This is a genomic window from Desulfobaccales bacterium (assembly GCA_041648175.1).
GTDB lineage: Bacteria > Desulfobacterota > Desulfobaccia > Desulfobaccales > 0-14-0-80-60-11 > 0-14-0-80-60-11.
Genome location: JBAZPO010000013.1, coordinates 71,906 through 92,422, shown reverse-complemented (window position 1 = coordinate 92,422; position 20,517 = coordinate 71,906). Strand labels below are relative to the sequence as shown.

Here is a 20,517-nt window from a genome sequence, read left to right as displayed (position 1 = left end):
GTTTTACTTAACTAACTTCCCTGGATTTAACCACGTGCGCCAGGATTTGATGGCAGCGTTTCTCAAAGTTCTCGAAGGAGAAATACTCCAGCCCCCCGGGAATGACCCCTCGGGGGCGTCTCAAAGCCTCAAATATGCCGGCTTGAATGTCCTCGGGATGCCGCGGGTCCACCAAGATCCCTAAGGCCCCGCCCCGTAAGGCCTCCCGGCTGCCGTCCAGGGTGCTGCCCACTGCCGGTATGCCGCAGGCCAGCGCCTCTAAAAAGACGAAACCAAACCCCTCACCCCGACCAGGCATCACAAAGGCGTCGGCGAGACGGTAATGGTCGGCTTTTTCCGCCTCAGGGGTGAATCCGGTGAACACTATACGTTCTCCTACTCCCAGCGATTTGGCTTTCGCTTCCAGCCGAGGTCTATCGTCACCATCGCCAACGATCACATAGGCGATGTTGGGGATTTGTTTTGCCAATTCAGGGAGTAACTCCATGATCTCATCAAAACCTTTGTATTTTTCCTCTGCAGACAGTCTGCCCAACGTCATGAGGACGGTTTTGTCTTTGAGATTGTAACGTTCAACCAATTCCATGGACTTGGCACCAACACCATAATTCTTTTGGATTATAGCATTGGGAAGGATATAAAATTTCTCCTGAGTTACTTGAGACCATCGCATAAATCTTTGCTTGGTTATTTCACTTATAGAAATTATCTTGTCCACTTTAGAGAGAAAATATTTTAAGAAAATATTCTTTAGTGGAGTCCAGGCGTCTACGCCATAGATAATTAATAGTAATGGAGCCTTAGTGACTAATTTTGCCAAAATTGCAACTGGAAGTAACTTAATATGACCACAACCGATTAAATCAAATTTCGACCTTTTTATTAATAACTTTAAAACAGCTTTGATATATGACACCCGGCTAGGTAAAGCTGCCACGATATAGGTGAGCTTTGGTGGCAAGATCTCCGGGACCAGGGGCATCAGTCGCGGTACCGCCACAACTTCTTCGATCTTGGGTGTGGAACACAAAGCCCGCAAAAAATCTCTATTGTATTTGGCGATACCCCCAATACCGCCAAAAGCTTCCATGGTAAGGAATAAAACTTTCATAGAGTGGTATGGTGCTTATAGAGGGTTTGGGCCCAGGAACGCCAATCATGGTCCCAATTGGACCCTTTGTGGGAAGAAGCGGAACCCAGCCAGCGTCTTACCGGCACAAAAAACCCCGATTTGGTCCGCTTTAGGACTTCATCGGGCAAGGGGTTCTCAAGCGTTCCGGCCATATCCAGTTTTCCGGGGCGATGCTCTGACGCCAGCAGCGGTACGATCTTTCTCAACAGAGTGATATCCACCAACGGCACCCGGATTTCCAGAGAATGGGCCATGCCAGCCCAATCGGCCACCCGCAAAAGCTGGTTCCGCATATACCATACCATTTCCAGCGCCGAAACTTTCAAAAAATCTGCCGGGACGTTGGGGACGGTCTCTTCCAGGCGGGCCAGAGGTTGCAGCTCTTGCCAGCCGGCCCGAGCCATATCCGGGTCCATTAATGCCGGCAGTTCCCAAGGCATGAATAGCCCCCGCCGCAGGAGGTAGGCGCCGGCGTAGGTGCCACCATATTCCAACAATCCGGCATACTTGGGAGAAGTGAAGTGCTTCAGCCAGGGGGCGGTGACAGTGCGAAACATACGGCCCAACCCTGGAACCACGCTGGGGAGGGAAAGGATTCGGGCCATTCGGGGTATATCGTGAAAACTGGGATAGCCGCCAAAAAGTTCGTCTCCCCCCAGGCCTGAAAGGGCCGTTTTCATGCCTGCAGCCGCCGCTACCTTGGCCACAAAATACATATTGATCCCATCGATCGCGGGCTGGTCCATCACTGCCAAAATCCTTTGGTAATCGCCTTGAAAATCCTCCCCAGTTATCCATTGGGTTTGGTGAATGGTGCCATAACGCGCCGCAATCTTGGCCGCATAGGCGGTTTCATCCTGGCAGGTGCCCCGCAATTCCTGAAACCCCAGGGTAATGGAGTGCAATTGCCCTTGTCCCCGACTGGCTAGCGCAGTGATGGTACTTGAATCCAGCCCCGAGGAGAGAAATATGCCTACCGGGACATCCGAGACCAAATGGTGCGTGATACTGTCATCCAGGGCCTGTTTCAGTTCATCGTGCATCGCATCTCGAGTTATGCCCGAGTCCTTGCCGAGGGCATAAGCCTTTTCGATTTCTCCGGGAATGCTGCAAAAACTTCTCATTTCAGTGTTCCCTAGGAGATCTTTGACCATGGTCGATCCCGCCGGGAGGGCCCGAATTCTCCGGAACAAGGTGTATGGTTCCGGCACATAACCCCAAAGAAAAAAACCAACGTGCCCGGCGGGTTGGGGCTCGGTTTCTACGGCACCTCCTGCCAGCAAAGCCTTGACCTGAGAGGCAAACCTCAAGGTCTTCCCATCATCCGCGTAGTAGAGAGGCTTTATCCCGAAGGGATCTCGGCCCAGGAGCAAGCTTTTCCTGACGTTGTCCCAGACGGCAAAGGCATACATGCCACGCAAATGATCCGTCATGGCCTCGCCAAATTCCTGGTAGAGATGGAGCAAGACCTCCGTATCGCTGTGGGACTGGAAGCGATAGCCCTTGGCCTCTAAGAAAGTGCGGAGTTCCCGATAGTTATAGATCTCACCGTTAAATACCACCCAGACAGACTGATCAGCAGTCCCCATGGGTTGAGCCCCGGCGTCGCTCAAATCAATAATCGACAAACGGCGATGGGCCAACGCTACCCGCCGGTCCTGAGAGATCCATAGGCCACTCCCATCCGGGCCCCGGGATTGCATGGCTTCCCGCATTTTTAAGACCTCGTCCACACTGACGACAGAGCTATGATAGGCGAAGACACCAACGATTCCGCACATAGTTATCCTGTACACCGACACTGGAGCTACTACTTTCCAATACTTTCAGAGACTTTCCTAAATTTCAATGAGTGGAACATAATAATTTTATTAATTATTAAATAACCGCAAAATATTATAGAAATTAGGCAAGTATTCCTTAACATAAAAAATATTTCATTACCATTTTCTTCAATATTAAGCAAAAAGTACAATATATTTCCAGAAAATAACCATAAAAACGTTGGGTACTGTAAAGTCATTTTAACCAAGCTACCCATCATTGCAATTATCATTATAATAATCAATGGTACAACGATCAGAGATAAATAACCAATTTCTAGTTGCCCTACACCAAACAAATTTTTACCAATGTCAATTTGCCTCTTGTCTTTATGATATAAGGCAACTAATATGTCGTCTGTCCACATAAATTGTTTACCAGGCCATAATAGTTTTGGGATTGCACTTTTAATACCCTCCCAAGCAATTTTCCCATTCGTAGTCATACCAGGTTTAGTGAATTGGTGATCAAAAACCAAGAAATTAAATTCCCAGGTTCCAGCTCTCAACTGCACGTTATTGATTGTTGCCTTAAAGTTTAGCGCAGCATTAAATGGATTTTCCATATTTTGTAGTTTTATTTGCCCTACTGATTCAAATATAGGACGATAGGCTTGAAACAGGTTACTAAATAAAAAGAAAGCACAAATTAATCCCAAACCAACTTTCAAATATTTCATTGAAAATATTTCTTTTCTGTCTTCGATGCACCAAAAAATCGCCCAAACTATAATAATACCTAAAAAAAACCTTCTCCCATAGATTGATACGATTGGTACAAATAAAACTGTTATAATTATCCATATATATTTATAATATCCTCGAGATTTTAACAAAGATGCAACTAACCCCAAAGAAACTACAAATGCCAATAATGGATATACTGTTCTTATTGACGTAAACCAATAAGGAAGCTGCTTGCCAATTTGTTTAAAATCATCTGGCATTATATAGGTCTTTATGCCATATTTATAGTAGCTAAATATCGGAAACAGAATTAGTATTCCATAAATTAATAGCAATACTAATTTATTTACACAACTAAATTCCTGTATTAATCTCTCAATTTTCAGAAATTCCCTAACATTTTTAAATAAATGCATATAACTTATTTTTATAACAGCTAATATTAACAATACATGACCAAACACTACTCCAATGACTAATGGGTTACTGTCGCCTAAGTCGAGCCAAATGTTATCTTTCCCGAAATATAAGCCTCTAATAAAAGGATAGAATCCGAAATGAAATAGAATAAAAACTATGTACAAATCTAATACGTCTATATCAGGCCATACCTTCAAAAGATAAAAATATATAACGCATATGAAAAAAAACGAACATATTAATATAGAAATGTTACCTATCATTTATGAATCCTTATCTTCCCTTCCCAAAGACAACTGTACGCACGGTTTTTAAGAGAATAGCCAGATCCAATAACAAGCTAATATTTTTAATATAATAGAGATCATATTTTAGCTTTTCTTGGGTTGTGTCAATGGTTAATCCCTCTGGATACATCACCTGGGCCCAGCCTGTGATGCCCGGTTTTACGAGGGTTCGATAATTATAAAATTGAATCGTATCCATGTAGTCGGTGTGCGCCAAAGGTCGAGGGCCGATAAAACTCATTTCTCCTCGAAGGATATTCAATAACTGCGGCAACTCATCCAACCTTAGCTTTCTTATGATTTTTCCCACCTTGGTTATACGGGGGTCATTGTAGTCGGTCCACACCGGGCCATTATTTTCAGCCCCTTGCACCATAGTCCTAAATTTAATTATCTGAAAAGGCTTGCCTTTTTGGCCAAGTCGCTCTTGCTGGAAGAATATCGGGCCCTCGCTTCCGAGCTTGATTAACAGTGCCGTCAGCAGCATGAGAGGACCGGTCGGAACTAATAAAAATGCAGCCAGGATCAAATCAAGGAGCCGCTTTACCCGAATATAGTAAATCTTGCTGTTATTAATACTCCAATTAAAAATCCAGTTATCCGAAATATATTCGGTAGGTAGCTTCCCGGTGAGAAACTCATAGAAAGTAGGCAGGTCAACAAGCGGACAGTTATCCCAGGATACCTGGATCAAATTATTGGTCAGCTGGGGAGACCTTTCCCGGGACATAGCCATTACCACCAGATTAATCTGATATCCCTTGATTAAATCAGATAAGCGCGAAGAATCTCCCAGGACTGGCAAACCTTCCGGTTGGGTCCCCACCTTCGTCACATCGTCATCCACGAAGCCCACCACGTCAAAGCCGCACCCGGACCTGCTGCAGAGGGAACTCACCAGGTGCCGCCCGGCCTTGCCGGCGCCGATGATCAGGAGACGCTTTTGCAACCGCTGGATCTGGGATATGGCGGAAAAAACAAAGCGCCAGGCGGCCATGAGAATCGAAAAAAACACCGCCTGGATGATTATCATACTGCGGCCTACGTATGCGCCTTTAATGGTAAAATAGAATATTAGGACCACCGCCAGACTGCCGATCCAGCAGGCGATCAGGACGTGCACGATGTTTATGATTTGCCGAAAATCTTTCAGGTAATCGTAAAGATCTGCAATAAAAAGGACGAGAAAATAGGTAACCCCTATCAATAAAAAGATAACCCTATATTGATACAGAAAATCCCACGCCCTGTCTGTGGTATAGGGGTATAACAGGAGGGTAGCGGCCACCGATAGCAGATAGCACCCCGCGTCCCCGGCGATTAACAGCACTTTCCATTGGGAGATATAGAGGCTGAATAGCTTGAACATGAGTTAGGTTTTTTGCCAGACCGTCCGGTTGACGTAGTCGATATAGCTGAGGATAATGCGCAGCACCTTCTGTGAGACATTGTCAACATCATAGTCTGGAACCAGAGCGAATCGTCGTCCCCCGGCGGCATGCTGGGAGGTGACGACGTCAATGGCCTCGAGAACCCGAGGGGCTTTGACGCCACACATGATCAGGGTCCCGACGTCCATCCCCTCCGGGCGCTCATGTGCCTGCCGAATGGTCACCGCGGGAAAACCGAGGATGGAAGACTCCTCCGTGATGGTGCCGCTGTCGGACACCACGCAAAAAGCCTGGAGCTGCAACTTGACATAATCGAAGAATCCCAGCGGCTTTAAGAACCGGATGCCTTCTCCCAGTTCCATGACCCCGGCATCCGCCAATCTCTTCCTGGTGCGGGGATGGGTGCTGACGATGATAAGTTTGCGATACCTATCCGCCATGGCCTTCAAAGTGGCTAACAGGTCACTGAAGTTAGTATCGCTGTCGATATTCTCTTCTCGATGGGCACTGACCACCAGGTAACCCTGCGGCGCCAAACCCAGGTTGGCCAGGACCGTAGATTCTTCAATTTGCTCCCGGTAGTGCATCAATACCTCTTTCATTGGAGAGCCGGTCTTGATTACCATTTCCGGCTTGATGCCCTCCTGGAGGAGATAACGCCTGGCATGCTCCGTGTGAGTCATGTTGATGTCACTGAGATGGTCAACGATTTTGCGGTTGATTTCTTCAGGGACCCTTTGGTCGAAGCAGCGGTTGCCCGCTTCCATGTGGAAAATTGGGATCTTACGCCGTTTAGCCGGGATGGCCACCAGGCAGGTGTTGGTATCTCCCAGTAACAGAAGCGCATCAGGGTTCTCTCGGGCCATTACTGCGTCGGCCTTGCTGATGACGTTGCCGATGGTGTCAGCCACCGTGCCTCCCACCGCATCCAAGAAATGGTCGGGCTTCCTCATCTCTAGATCTTTGAAAAAGATCTCGTTTAACTCGTAGTCATAATTCTGCCCGGAATGAACCAAGATATGGCAAGTATATTTATCCAGTTCGCTCATTATTCGGGATAGTTTGATTATTTCCGGCCGGGTCCCGACAATGGTCATTACTTTAACCGGCATTGCTATTTCTCCCAAAGGAGTTAAGAGAAATCAATATTATTGGCATCGCCTAACAAGCCATGTTTCCTGAGTAATTCCAGGGTATTCTCATAGGTGAGACTCGCATTAGCGGAGCTGAACTCATTTCTTAGGCAAGGGCCTAGAAGGTCTCCCTCCTGGCGCAACTCCGGCAGCATGGGCCTTATGGTATAATAATCGCCTTGCTTAAAACAGCGGTTGGCTTCCTCTTCGGACACCAAGATCTCGTGGATTTTCTCCCCCGGGCGGATGCCGGTGACGACAGTCTCAATCTTCCGTTCCCCGATGAGGGCCCGGGCAATATTGAGCACCGTGGCGCTGGGGGCTCCCGGTATGTAGGTGTCCCCAGGATCAGCCCAGCGTACCGCAGCAAATACGGTATCCACCGCCTGGTCCAGGCTCAAGAGAAAGCGGGTCATTTCCGGAATCGTGATAGTAACCGGCCCGCCATTTCTGATCTGTTCGTGAAACAGGGGGATCACCGACCCCCGGGAAGCCAACACATTGCCGTAGCGCACGCAAATAAAGCGGGTTTTGGGCATCATAATATTGGCTGCAATAAAGATGCGCTCTTGAATGGACTTGGTCATGCCCATAACGTTAACCGGCTTGCACGCCTTATCGGTGCTGATGCCAACCACCGTCTCTACCGGATAGCTATTCTCTTCGATGGCCCGCGCAATATTGTAAGCCCCCAGGCAATTGGTCTGCAAGGCCTGCACCGGAAAGTACTCACAGGTGGGCACTTGCTTCAATGAGGCGGCGTTGAAGACGATGTCCGCGTCTTTGATCACCGAACAGACGTTGGCATAATCCCGGACGTCGCCGATGCGCATCTCCAGGATGTTCATGAAATTGCGGTAAATCACCTCATCGGTGACCACCGATTTGGACAGGTACGCGATCCTCATGTCGTGCTGCTTGGCTTCATCCCGGGAAAATACGATGACCTTCTTGGGGGTTCCCAATTCGCCTGAGAGAATCCGGTTTACCAGCGTCTTTCCCAACGACCCCGTACCCCCGGTGATTACGATTCTTTTATCGGTCAGTATCATTTTTTTTATCCAAACTTAGGTTATTATTTATAGTCGCTTGACGAGAGATAATGCTGATGCATCTCAGCCACCATCTCCGGCCAAGACGGCGGCGTATAGCCGGTAATCTTCCGAAAAGAGGAGGAGTCCAGGGAGCGATCCACCTTGAGGCTGTGATCGGGAGTTATTTCGATTTTCTTACCGTACTGCTTAGCCACCAATTTTAACAAGTCGTATTTAGTAATGGGGACGGAGGAGATGTGATAGAGCCCGGTTAGTCCAGGATCTTCCAACAGGTAATCCTCGATAATTTTCGTAAAGGTTATCATGGGGAAGCCACTAAAAATAGCCCGGGTGAATCCCCGAACCTGGTTTTTCTGTGCCAGAAACCATTCCAATAACCCTAATTTGCCCCGAAGTTCGTGAGAGATGATGGAGGTCCTGACGGTGAGACAACCGGCAGAGGTCACTTCCCCCAGGGCCTTCGTCCGGCCGTAAATATCCAGGGCATTGGCCGGGTCCTCCTCCCGGTAATTGCCTCGGACGCCGTCAAAGACACAGTCAGTACTCATTTGGATCAGGCGAATTCCGGCAAGGCGGCATGCTACGGCAAGGCGATGGGGTAACAAGGAATTGATGGAGATCGACATGACCGGATCGGCAGCCAAGTGTGACTGTTTGACGATGCCGATGCAATTAACCACTATCTCAGGTTTTACTAAAGCCAAGGCATTTATCAAGCTATTAAAATTAAAAGCATCCACATTTCCTAAACATTTATTTAATAAATTCTGAGAAAACCAATGGCCCGCCTGCTCCTGGTCCCTGACCGTGCCGAAGACCTCCAGACCGTCACGGCCCGACAACCAGGTGAACATTACATGCCCTAACGCCCCGCTAGCCCCCAGAACCAAGATTCTTTTAGGTTTGCCGCCCTTCCCCACCGTCACCCTCTTAACTCACTTTAATCTACATTAAATTGGTACCAAAGTTACTTTTGAAAAGCCATAACCCCTTTATCGTATTGGCATCTTCCGCCCTAAAATACCTTTTTCCAAAACTCTCCCCTGGTCGCCCTTCACCTCCTGCATCAGTTTCTCCAACCGGTCTAGAAGCATCTGCCGCTCAAAGTGTCGCTCAAAATAGCCGCGGCCCCGGAGTCCCATGGCCCGGCGCTTTGATGTGGGCAGGTGGTACATTGCCAGGACGTTATCCGCCAGTGCCGCTGAGTCTCCGGCCGGACCCGCAAGACCCGCGTCGGCCTCCTGCACCACCCGGGCACCCTCCCCGTCCAGAGAGGCAATGACGGGCTTGCTACAGGCCAGGTACGACTGCACCTTGGCGGGTATGGTCAGGGCGAAGATCGGTTCCTTCTTGAGGGTCACCAGCAGAGCGTCGGCCAGGGCAAAAAAGCGGGGCATGGTTTCCGGGGGGTGTCTCCCCAAGAGATGCACCGTGTTGCCCAGTCCCCGAATCCCCACCTGGTCTTCAACCCAGGCGCGCCGGCGGCCATCTCCGAGGATTACCCAATGCAGGTCACGCTGGTCTTTGAGCACTTCAGCTGCGCTCAGGATGGTTTCAAAGTCCTGAGCCGCGCCGATGTTACCAGCGAACATCAGGATAAACCCCCGGGGAAGCAGGGATCGTTCCGGCGCCTTGGCTTCCACTTGCACCGGGCGGTAGAAGTCTTCGGCGGTGTTGGGAAGATAGACGATTTTTTCCCTTGAGCCGCCATACTTCTCGATGGAAGGGAAAAAGGCCCGTGACTGCGCCAGCATGAGATCGCTGCCGCGATAAATCAGTTGCACCAAAAGGCCAACCAGACCCAGGAGAAGACTGGAACTGACCGCTCCGGTAGCGGAGAGGCTTTCCGGCCAGAGGTCCTGCACCCAAAACATGATGGGAATATTCCTGAGCCTTTTTAAAACCAAGGCCGGCAATCCCACCGTCACCGGCGAGGTCTCGAACACCAAAATCAGGTCAAATGACCTGGGGAAATACATCGGCGCCAAGAGACAGCCGCACAGGGCAAAGGAAAGAAAACTTAAGGTCAGCCGCAGCTTGCCGCCTTGGCCCCGGGGCACCCGGGGCACCCGCCGGATCTTTATCCCCTGGTAGTTCTCCTGACGCCTCTTGAAGATACCATAACCAGGGAAGAATTTTCCCTCCGGGTAGTCAGGCACACCGGTGAGGACTGTAACCCGGTGGCCATTTTTTATCAACCCCAGAGCCAGGTCGTTGATGCGAAAGTTCTCCGGCCAAAAGTGGTTGGTAATGATCAGGAGATTCATCTATGTTTTAAATTGTTCTGCTAAGTGGTTGCATTTAGTGCTTCCCCATGGTCATGAAAAATTGGAACCCAGGGGATAAACTTTGGGGTTACGGGCTTCATTGTGGACTTTGATCTGGGATTGCCCGACCCTTTTGCTACTGCCCTTTGCTTGCTGATGTTTCTGACCATAGCCGAGATCATGCGGCAATCTTGCCCCCCCTGGCATACGTGCCTGGGAACTCTCTCCTAGCCGGAGAACGTTCCAATGTGATCCTGGCGCCTCTAGCGATCTCCCAGCATGGCCCACTTGCACTCCGGCTGGATCACCTCATCCCAGCTTCCACCATTAACGATCAATTATAAATCCTATCTTGCTTATTATCTCTTTTTATATCTTAAGGTTAACCAATTTTCCATAAATCTTTGCTGCATTATCCTGGGGCGAGGATATCCGCTTCTATCCATGAAAAAGACTTCCGCTAAAAACTGAAAACCACGTAACCTGAGCACCGTATTCCCTGGTCTTCATTTGGGGAGGGTCATTTCCAAACACTGCTATATTTTTTATTGGCTTCCTGAAGTCCCATCAATGTCCATCCCATAATAGCAAATTTATATAAACTTGATGAATATAACAATCTATATTTATTAGTTTTTTGAAGCCAGTACTCGATAATAGTAAGGTTAAATGGATTGAGAGCCATTCTTAAAATAATTTTCATAACCATCAACAATATGGGATCTTTTAGTTTATTTATGGGAACTAATAAACTTATCCAGGTATTATCATAGCACCCCGGATGTTTGTTCAACATTATTTTGAATCCTTCCCGCGCCGCTTCAATACGTTTATTCTTATATTTTCGGAAAAATACTGGATCGTTGTGGTATGCTCTAACTGAAGCACCAAATATCAATCTTACCCCATGGTTACCCAAACGAATACCGTAATCTGTATCCTCACCCCCATAGAACTTGAAGGTAGAATCGAATAACCCGACCTCCATAACCGTACTATACGGTATTGAGGCTATCCCGCCAGCAAAATATCTGGGTGATAAATTTGATAAATCTATTTCTGCCATTTCTCTTTTCGTTCTAAAACCTAAATATCGAGACTGAGCAAAATAAGCAATGTTGTTATTGTCGGTTAGATGTTTATAAAAACTCAAATTACCAATTACTACAGTTTTTTCATCCGGGTATTGCGCGTGGTAAAATAACATTTTTTCAATAAAATCAGGTTCAGGTATGATATCGCAGTCGAGAAAAATTATATATTCACCACTAACAGTTAGAATACCAGAATTACGTGCAGAGGCTAACCCTTGATTAACTTGATGACGTATGTATTTTAAATTTGGCGCAGTCTGTATAATGTTATCAATGTAATCTTTTGTACCATCGGTAGAGCAATCATCAACTAGTATTATTTCATATTTATCTAATTCAATTGATTGGTGGAATAGCGCTGTTAAACACATTTTTAATGTTTCTAATCTATTATAAGCCGATACAATAACACTTGCGTATAATTTCCCAGATAGATGTGACTCGACAATCTGCTCACGACTTAAAGCCATTTCATTACTCGCAATAGGTAAATTATTTTAAACGTTGTTTCCGGTAGAAATTACGTAGGCTGACAAGGAGAGACCATGCCAAGTTAGCTTAGTAAAGCTTAAAGCCTCCCAGGTTCCTTAGAATTCTCAAGACCTGTTAAATTCAGCTTAAAGCTGAACCATCAAGAGTTTTTAGAATAACCTCGAGTCTCTTCTCGTAAGTGTGATCGCGCAGAACGCGGGAGCGGCCCCGCTCTATTATTGCCGCCCGTCCGGACGGATGGGAGAGATAATATTCAGTTAATTCACGCAATTCACCAGGGGAGGAATAAGCCACAATTTCACGCCCTACTTCAAAATGTTCTTCCAATCCCGGAACATTGTCCACCAGCTCAAAGCCACCAGCAGCCAGGATTTCAAACGTCCTTGTATTGATTCCGCCAAAGCGTGTTTGCGAATGATGCACATTAGGGCATATCTTAACCAAATTATAGACCTTGGCCGCATTGGCCGCGGTGATCCGTAGACCTCGCCAAGTGCCAGAGGGAAATTCGCAAAGTTCCGGTGCCGCCTCCCAGCCGCTGCCCCACAAACCAAGATCCAGCCCCTTCATTTGGCTTAACAATACGGCGCGCTCTGGATAGTACACTGCGACAAAACCGACCGTGCAGTTGAGCAAAGGATAATCGGATGGATTGAGTGACTGTGGATAGAATGTGGTTTGATCACAGGCACAGGGAAGATACATAACGTGCTTGAAACCGCGTTCTTTAAGGTTAGCGACACATTCTTTATCGAATGCATACACTATATCAAAAAGTTCAAAATGCCGCAAAAACGACGGGAAGCGAAACGGATCATCAACCCACCAAGAGACTAGGGGTATTCTCAAAGTTCGCAGAGTTACAAGACTCTCCCAAGAGATTGTCTCACCTCTAAGGATCACTATGGCATCAGGCTGAAAAGCACGAGCTGCAGCAATCAAACGACGGTTCATTAAGACAATCTGCGCCCGTTTTACCTGGTTAAGTCCCACCCTTAGCCCCTTCTGCAGGATGGGAGGTAAGCGCTTCTTTGCCTCGTCCTTCAGATAATTGGAGTCACCATCCAGGTAAAAGAACAAAGCCACTTTGTGGCCAAGAGCATCAGCAGCCCGCCCCAAACCTTCAGTCCATCCACCTACCCATCGAGGGCCGACAATGAACAGTCTCATAATATGGTTATGCGCTCGGCTTTCATCTTTAACAGGCCATCTCTAACACCAACAGTTTTCACCCCCAACTGGGTTTCCATTTTGGTCGTATCGAAAGAGGTATCTTGGGGACGAGGGGCAATCTCAGGAAAATAAGAATCCGGGACTGGTGTAATCAATCTAGCATCCAAGCCAAAAACTTCTGCCGTCAGCAAAGCGAACTGGTAAAGTGAAACATGATCCCGTCCAGCCGCATGGTATATGCCAGTTCGATTTTGTTGAATTAATGCCCATATGACATCTGCGCATGAGCACGCCGGAAGAGGTTTGCTAAATACATTATCTACAACCTTAATAGGCTTGCCATTTTCCAGGGAACGCAACCACCACACTACGGGGTTATCGCGCTCACCTGGGTATGGCCAGCCATACATCAAAATGGGACGAGCGATGGCCCAAGGCATGCTACTTTTACGAACAACATTCTCGGCATCTACCTTGAGTTGCCCGTAGAAGTTGATCGGGTTTACCGCGGTAGTTTCGGAATAAGGTGGCGTACGCCCATCAAATACAGCATTCGATGAAATATAAATAAGTCGAGACTTGAAGATTTGGCACAGCTCAACAACAACCTCTGTGCCACCTATATTGATTTTTTTAGTTTCTTCGCGGTTCCGTTCAGCGAAGTCAACGCTTCCAATCGCGGCTGCATGAATCACTACATCAGGTTTGGCCCATTCAAAAACGGATCGCATCTTCATTCGGTCTGACACGTCCGCGGCAAGAACAGAAAACGGAAGAGATACCGGCAAAGAACGTTCCGGAAAATAAACTGAGAATCCCTGTATGTTCTTGGGAGCGGACCTTTGAATGGCAACGCCAAGCAGTCCCGTACCACCGGTAATCAAAACCCGCTTAACTGTTGGTGAAATTGACAAAATTTAATCAACCTTTCTTGGTTTAAGCTGTTTTGCTTTACGAGTCTGCAGGCCCTACAGCTTGGTTGGCGGTGTTAATATATTTTTCCCGATATTACAATATGTTATGCCATTTGGCCAGGATATTCTGGTCCGTTTTTAGGCAACATTGCATAGAGTGCTTTGATCTGTGCATATACCTGCGATTGCGAAAAATGTTCATTGAAGCGTTTCACTGCATTTTCTGCATAATAATAACGCAAATCACTATCTCCAAATAATTTGATAATTTCAAGATAAAGGGTATCCAGTTTTTCCACTTTTAGCACGATACCACTTTTAAGGTTTTCAATTTCTTCTGTAATGCCGGCAACCTCTGTCGCAATTATGGGTTTGCCTAACTGCATCGCAGTCAAAACCACGAGAGGCATATCCTCATATCCAATTGAAGGCAGAATAAAAATATCTGAACAAGCAATATAGTCAACATAGTTATCCTGATAGCCTGTAAATATGACATTCGACAACTCGTTCATTTCGCAATATTTTTTCAGTTTATGGTAATCCTCTCCATCCCCCACCAGGAATAGTACTAATTGTGAATTAATACCTGGGTAAAGTTCTTTAATTTTACGTAATGCGTTAAGAATGTATATCTGCCCCTTTCGTTGAGAAAGAAATGCTACCTCACAAAGAATAAACTTATCAGCATCAATATTATGCAATTTGCATATTGCTTCTTTAGATGTAACAATTTCAGGGTTTTCAATCGTATTATAGATTTGCACCAATTTGTGGATGTCAAAAAATCTATTTTGTGCAAGGGACACGGACGCTTCCCTTGAAGCTGTAATGAAGTAGTTGGCATACTGATTAATTTTTTTATCGATCAACTTATCAAGCAGGATACCCTGTTTTGCAGCCGGATTATTAATATGATAGATAATTTTATTAACACCAGAATGTTTAGCAGCAAAAATCGCAGTTTGACAGACAAATGATGCCGGATACCCCCCGTTGTTCACATGAATCATATCAGGCTTAATTCGGCTAATTGTTTTTCGTAGAACGAAATAATCGTAAAGCGTATAAATACCAATTTTGTACAATAACCAAAAAGGTATTTTAATAATTTTATTTAGTAGGCGATTAGTTACTATCTGGTTCAATCGATGAAAAAATGTGACATTGGACAGAAGTGAAAGCGGAATGGCCTTCACTTTTTTAGATAATTCTCTATTGACCCCATTTTGGTAAGTTTTAAAATAGCGATAGGCGAAAAAGACTTCTAAGCATGGTTCTTCAGCCATGTAGTTCAAAAGATTAATGATATTCCGATCGCTCCCCCCATATATATGACAATCGGAGAAATAGAGTATCTTATTCTTCATTTCGTCGATATATCAGGCCTTACAATTGAGGGAAAACGTCGATGCTAGTGACCATGAATCATCTTTTTAAATTTGTCAAATAAAATGTCAAATCATCTAAAGGATAAAGATGACTTAAATATGTCTCGTATCGCACAGGCCATCTATTGGCGAAGAATATCACAATTGATTTAATAAAACCATTCTTAAGGCTCTCATTAAAAACTACCTTATTTACGTTAAATCTTACTTGTGTATATTTATATAATTTGCTGATAATGTTTTCTTCTTCAAAGTAAGCGAACGACTCTGCCGTAAAAAAATGCCGATGGGTAGGATCAATATATGCCCATTTCGAGCGAAAATAAGGGACTATAATTTTTATAGATGCCCCCACCTTGCTTATCCTGGCTAATTCTTCCATAACCAAAATTACATTATCGAGATGCTCAATTATATTATCTGCAATAATCTCATCAAATAACGAATCCTCAAATGGATACGGTACGCTATTTAAATCGTGAATAATATCGGCGTCCGTTAATGGATTCAGATCAATTCCTACGGTACCGGGCTGCTTTTTATTACCACAGCCGAGATCGAGAATTTTCATACTTTCGCCACTGCTGTCCGGTAGAAATTATTTAAGATCGCAAGTAAAACCGCCCTATGGCAGCCAATCAGTGCTATAGTGTTGCAGTGAAAAAACCTAGCATTGAAGTGAGTTATGGGGCTTATGGTCCTATCGCACACCCATGAGTCAACTGTCCCACCCCAGCCTACCCATCAATCATTACCTAGCCACCATCCTACTTCCGGCCATCTTCCGCTCCTCTTTGGGTCACTGGATTATCACCCACCTCTCCAAGAAAACCTGATCCAACTCGAGTAAAAAAGCTTGGTTCTATGCTAAAAATCATGGCCAAATCGTCTGACCATACTAACTTAAACATATTGGGCTTTGCCAGAATCTTAGCAAGATCGCTCGGAAATGGCTTATAATCGTACCATCCTTCATGTTGAGCATAGTCTCTCCCAATAATGAGGTAGTCAGCCTTTCCTTGTTTTATGGGAGATAACCATTCCTCTAACTTTGTACCATAAGAATCTCCATCGTAAATGACTCTGTTTGAAAACTCCTTGCCATAAAAGCCATATGGGCGCAATCCTAAGAGGTAAATAGTTTTTCCATGTATATTTTCGTATATCCACCGGTATACTGAGGTATTTTCATTGTAACCCGGCAAATCACCGGGTGGTCTATAAAAGATAATCTGGATAAATAACGTAATGAAGACCATAAAAACTGAAATCACTGACAATAAACTTCGAGACATATTTAGCCGATACTCTTTGAAAGCTTTAACAGAATTGTAGATGTAGAGAGAAGCAGCCAAAAAGCCGATTATGATCAGGGCCCGAAGATTCCATGCCCAACGTGGCTTACCTTCTAATCCGCCTAGCAACGGGATAACCAGCATCGCTACCGAACCCAGACCCAATAAGACACAAGCCAAGACCGTCCCACGCCGATAAGTCCAGTAATTCGGTTCCTTCAACTGAATCGCGTCATTTTCCACCTCCGTCTTTACGAAAAGGCGCAAAAATGTCGCAATGCCCATAATGATAACCAGGGGAATAGTTGCCGACGCATATCTTAGATGCAGATAGCCATCCCAAGCCCCAAAGGGGGTTAACCAGAATATAACGATCGACGCGGCCAGGGTATAATTCACTACCCTCATTCTGAAGTCTTTATTATGCCAACCCACCCCCATGATTAGACAAAAAACCATAGATAGCGTAAAGAGTATGTTCTCCCGGCCGGTTAGAAATAAACCCAGGCCCCTGTGAAGATTAAAAATAATAGATAAGTCAACCCCAGACGGAGGGATGGTTCCAAGCATAATTAATGGCCGAATATACCAAAAACCTGCTAAAAGTAGGATGCATAAACCTACGACACCCATCGAATACATTATGACTTTCTTAGCAAAACTATCCTTGAGCAGTATTACGAGAAAAAAGACGGCATATAATAAGCCGTGAGGTTTGATGCCACATAATATGCCTAGCGCAATACCTGTTAATAATACGTTTTGCTTAAAAGATTTACTTGTTGACGTCTCGGTTATACATTGCAAAAGAAAACAAAGCGCCGCCATAACGAAAGCACTCATAGCAATATCATTTTTGCCTACTTCATTGAATTGCATATCCCAAAGAGGTGGGGAAACCAGTAACATCACTGTCATAATCAAATAAGCGATTATCTCTGTGCCAGATAGTGCTTTCCCATCTTGAAAACATAATATATGGAGAATAATTCCAGAAAAAAATATAAACACAATAGTAAAGAAGAAGTGAGTCGGGTATACTAACGCATCGTTTCTTAAAAAAACGAAACCCCATGAATGGATCATTTCACACCCCATGGGGTAGTGCGCCCAGAAAGTAGTCCATAGTGAACCACTCTGAATAGCGTTAACTAAGGTAGGAAAGTGATATGTAACAACATCCCATGGCAAAGGCGAAATGTAATGAAGTGCTATCCTGTGCCTGATTGATTGCACCACAAAGATTAATATCCATGAAATTGAGCAAATGGCAGGGACAACTACAAGTAAAACTTCCAATGAAATTGGTCTGGCGCAATATTCAATTGAATAATAATTAAATCCATTTGATTTACTATCACGTTGCCATCTTAATGTAAAGACACTTATTAAGAGTGCGACAAGTGCAAAATTAAATAATAAATATGGGCGTAGAATTCCTAATGCTCCCGCTATCGTAGGCAACAGGTAAAGCAGACCAGAAACTATAATAATAAGTGCTGAACTTCGGTTGTTGAAAAATACTTTGCTAAGGATATACGCAGAGATGAATATTGCTGTAAAGGAGGTCATCAATAACAGATACATAGATTACAACCTTACCCTCATAAACCGAGATTATACCGCATCAATAGCTGTTTCTGTACCAACCAGGTTTAGGAGCCTCTACCGGATAGTAGTGATTTAATCAGATCAATTATAGCATATTAATCAGAGCAAAAGCAATAATCGCATTCCCATATTCCGGGCCTACTGGGCCCTAAGCGACCACAAGCTACCTGCCTGGTGTCTTCAAGCTCCGCTGCAAGGAGGTGTCTGGGGTCTGAGGGTGTGGTGTGCCCAAAATTCAGGGCACCATTATTTTTCAACGAAATTTATGATACCATAACACCGATGAGAGGAGTTGGCTTGAGGAAAGGCACCTCTGGGAGATTCTCAACGAAACCAAGAGATCCCCAAAACCATTTTTTGACCCCGTGGCCAAGCCGTCGGCATAATCTCAGTTAAGCCATGATAAAAGGGTTATGGAATAGAAATTGAGGGATTACTGGCAACTATATGATATAATAGGCATAATCGGTCTGGGGTTTCACAGGGGCTCCTTAGTGATGAGGGCCGATGGTCCGGCAGGATTTTAACCGGACGATCAGGATAGATTTCCAGAGGGACCAGATATCCTCTGAGGGCGGATTTATTCTAATCGAGGATTAAGCAAAGTGGCACCAAGATCGGCTTGACCGTTAACTCGCCCACCAATTTGTGAGGACAGCCGGCATGAAGAGTCTGACCAAACCTAACGTGATTCTGTTTTATCCTAAAACCGGGATGGATTTTGGATCCACCGTGGCGCCGCCCCACAGCCTGCTGACTGTTGCCGCGCCGTTGGACCAGGCGGGTTACCGCGTGACTATCCTGGATCAGAGAACGCAAAGAATCACCGAGGAAACGCTTCAACAGTTAGTCTCCGACGACTTGCTCTGTTTCGGGGTGTCGGCCATGACCGGCACCCAGATCAGACATGCCTTGAGGTTAACCCGTCTGGCCCGGCGGTTAACTGACGGACGGGTACCCATCGTTTGGGGTGGGCCGCACCCCACCATCACCCCGGAACAGACGCTGGCCAACGAAAATGTGGACATTGTCGTGGTGGGCGAGGGTGATGAGACCTTTTTCGAACTCATCCAGGCTCTGGAAAATAAGGGAGACCTGAGCACCATCAGGGGTCTTTTTTTTAAGAACGGCCATAAAATAGTCAGGACCGAGCCCAGACCTTTGGTGAACCTGGAAGACCTTCTACCGGTGCCTTGGCATCTGGTCGATGTCGAAAAGTACATTCACCGGGATATGTATGTAAAAAGCCGTTCTCGAGTTTTGGACCTGGGACAAACCAGCCGCGGCTGCCCTTTCAGGTGTGGGTTTTGCAGCAGCGCCAGCATCCGCGGGCGCCGGTGGCGGCCCATGTCGGTGGAAAAAAGTCTAGAGATGATCGTCAGGGATGTCCGGCGATTCAAGCTGGACGGCTTCTGGCTCCGGGACGATGAGTTTTACATCGACCGGAAAAGAGCTTACGAAATCTGTCGCGGCATGGTCAGGGAGAAATTGGACGTCAGCTTTTATACCTCAGGGACCCGGGTAGATGTTTTCATGAAGGCCACGGATGAAGAACTGATTATGCTCAGAAAGGCTGGGGCGCATACCCTCAAGTTTGGCGCCGAGTCCGGCTCTCAGAGAATCCTGGACCTGATGCGCAAGGGCATCAAGGTGGAGCAAACCCTGGCCGCGAACCGGCGCTGCGCCCAACATGGCTTTGTCCCGGCCTTCGCCCTGGTAGTCGGCTATCCCACGGAAACCTTTGATGATATCAACAAGACCATTGATTTAGCCTACCGCCTCAAAAAGGAGAATCCCCGGGCTCAACTAGAAACCATGGCCACCTTTACGGCACTGCCCGCCACTCCGAGTTTTGCCCTGGCCCTGGAGCATGGCCTGCGCCCGCCAGAGACCTTGGAGGGATGGAGTGATTGGATTTTTGACGATTATGACCTGGAGGGCACCAGGATACCCTGGTTTAATCGCCGTCAGCGCGTTTATATCGGCAACGTTTCCTATATGAGCATCCTGGCCAACGCCCTCGGCAACGCCGTGGGCAGCATCGCCTCCCCTCCCCTTAGGTTTCTCGCCCGGCAGCTGGCCCGACCGGTCAGCTCCTATTTTCGCTTCCGCCTCAAGAATAAACTGTACTGCCACGTGCCGGAACTCAAACTTGTCCGTTATCTTCGGCACAAGTTCTTCTACCAAAGCGATTATACGGTTTCATGACCTCGGACCACGACCCCGCAGGTACTAGCCCGGGGGGCTTCCCTTTCTGCGCTCTGGCGCGGCTTTTATTTTTGCTTGGCTCTGCGCCATTCTTTTTGGAGAACTTGCTTGCACTGTTAAATCCAAGCCTTGATGATTGAAGTC

The 20,517-nt window shown here is 46.3% G+C and carries 15 protein-coding genes; 1 reads left to right on the top strand and 14 read right to left on the bottom strand.

Annotation, left to right across the window (positions count from 1 at the left end):
• Positions 1-7: 7 nt before the first annotated feature.
• The 14 genes from WC600_12830 to WC600_12765 form a co-directional block, all read right to left on the bottom strand.
• Positions 8-1,090 carry a glycosyltransferase family 4 protein gene (locus WC600_12830; protein MFA4903613.1) on the bottom strand — a complete coding sequence of 361 codons (1,083 nt, stop codon included), beginning with the start codon at positions 1,088-1,090 and terminating at the stop codon, positions 8-10.
• Positions 1,091-1,107: 17 nt separating this feature from the next.
• The gene (asnB, locus tag WC600_12825; protein MFA4903612.1) at positions 1,108-2,913 is read right to left on the bottom strand and encodes an asparagine synthase (glutamine-hydrolyzing); all 1,806 of its coding nucleotides are present in this window, start codon (positions 2,911-2,913) and stop codon (positions 1,108-1,110) included.
• A 29-nt stretch (positions 2,914-2,942) separates the two neighbouring features.
• Positions 2,943-3,902 carry a hypothetical protein gene (locus WC600_12820; GenBank protein MFA4903611.1) on the bottom strand — a complete coding sequence of 320 codons (960 nt, stop codon included), beginning with the start codon at positions 3,900-3,902 and terminating at the stop codon, positions 2,943-2,945.
• Between the two features lie 433 nt (positions 3,903-4,335).
• Positions 4,336-5,718 carry a sugar transferase gene (locus WC600_12815; protein ID MFA4903610.1) on the bottom strand — a complete coding sequence of 461 codons (1,383 nt, stop codon included), beginning with the start codon at positions 5,716-5,718 and terminating at the stop codon, positions 4,336-4,338.
• A gap of 3 nt (positions 5,719-5,721) precedes the next feature.
• A complete protein-coding gene (gene wecB, locus WC600_12810) occupies positions 5,722-6,852 on the bottom strand; it encodes a UDP-N-acetylglucosamine 2-epimerase (non-hydrolyzing) (protein ID MFA4903609.1) in 1,131 nt (376 codons plus the stop codon).
• Positions 6,853-6,872: 20 nt separating this feature from the next.
• Positions 6,873-7,925, bottom strand: coding sequence for a polysaccharide biosynthesis protein (locus WC600_12805; protein ID MFA4903608.1), 1,053 nt, complete (start codon positions 7,923-7,925; stop codon positions 6,873-6,875).
• A gap of 23 nt (positions 7,926-7,948) precedes the next feature.
• Positions 7,949-8,848, bottom strand: coding sequence for an SDR family oxidoreductase (locus WC600_12800; protein MFA4903607.1), 900 nt, complete (start codon positions 8,846-8,848; stop codon positions 7,949-7,951).
• 72 nt (positions 8,849-8,920) lie between these two features.
• Positions 8,921-10,195: a glycosyltransferase family 4 protein gene (locus tag WC600_12795; GenBank protein MFA4903606.1), complete on the bottom strand. Its 1,275-nt coding sequence runs from the start codon at positions 10,193-10,195 to the stop codon at positions 8,921-8,923.
• A 520-nt stretch (positions 10,196-10,715) separates the two neighbouring features.
• Positions 10,716-11,759, bottom strand: a complete 1,044-nt coding sequence (locus tag WC600_12790) for a glycosyltransferase (protein ID MFA4903605.1) — start codon at positions 11,757-11,759, stop codon at positions 10,716-10,718.
• Between the two features lie 142 nt (positions 11,760-11,901).
• Positions 11,902-12,951, bottom strand: coding sequence for a glycosyltransferase (locus tag WC600_12785; protein ID MFA4903604.1), 1,050 nt, complete (start codon positions 12,949-12,951; stop codon positions 11,902-11,904).
• On the bottom strand, positions 12,948-13,868 hold the full coding sequence (locus WC600_12780; GenBank protein ID MFA4903603.1) for an SDR family oxidoreductase: 921 nt from the start codon (positions 13,866-13,868) through the stop codon (positions 12,948-12,950). The genes WC600_12785 and WC600_12780 overlap by 4 nt, the downstream gene beginning before the upstream one ends.
• 104 nt (positions 13,869-13,972) lie before the next feature.
• Positions 13,973-15,157, bottom strand: coding sequence for a glycosyltransferase family 4 protein (locus tag WC600_12775; GenBank protein ID MFA4903602.1), 1,185 nt, complete (start codon positions 15,155-15,157; stop codon positions 13,973-13,975).
• Between the two features lie 139 nt (positions 15,158-15,296).
• A complete protein-coding gene (locus WC600_12770) occupies positions 15,297-15,830 on the bottom strand; it encodes a hypothetical protein (protein ID MFA4903601.1) in 534 nt (177 codons plus the stop codon).
• A 196-nt stretch (positions 15,831-16,026) separates the two neighbouring features.
• Positions 16,027-18,141: a hypothetical protein gene (locus tag WC600_12765; protein MFA4903600.1), complete on the bottom strand. Its 2,115-nt coding sequence runs from the start codon at positions 18,139-18,141 to the stop codon at positions 16,027-16,029.
• A gap of 687 nt (positions 18,142-18,828) precedes the next feature.
• On the opposite strand from WC600_12765, the gene WC600_12760 reads away from it, so the two are divergent.
• The gene (locus WC600_12760) at positions 18,829-20,373 is read left to right on the top strand and encodes a radical SAM protein (GenBank protein ID MFA4903599.1); all 1,545 of its coding nucleotides are present in this window, start codon (positions 18,829-18,831) and stop codon (positions 20,371-20,373) included.
• Positions 20,374-20,517: the final 144 nt, after the last annotated feature.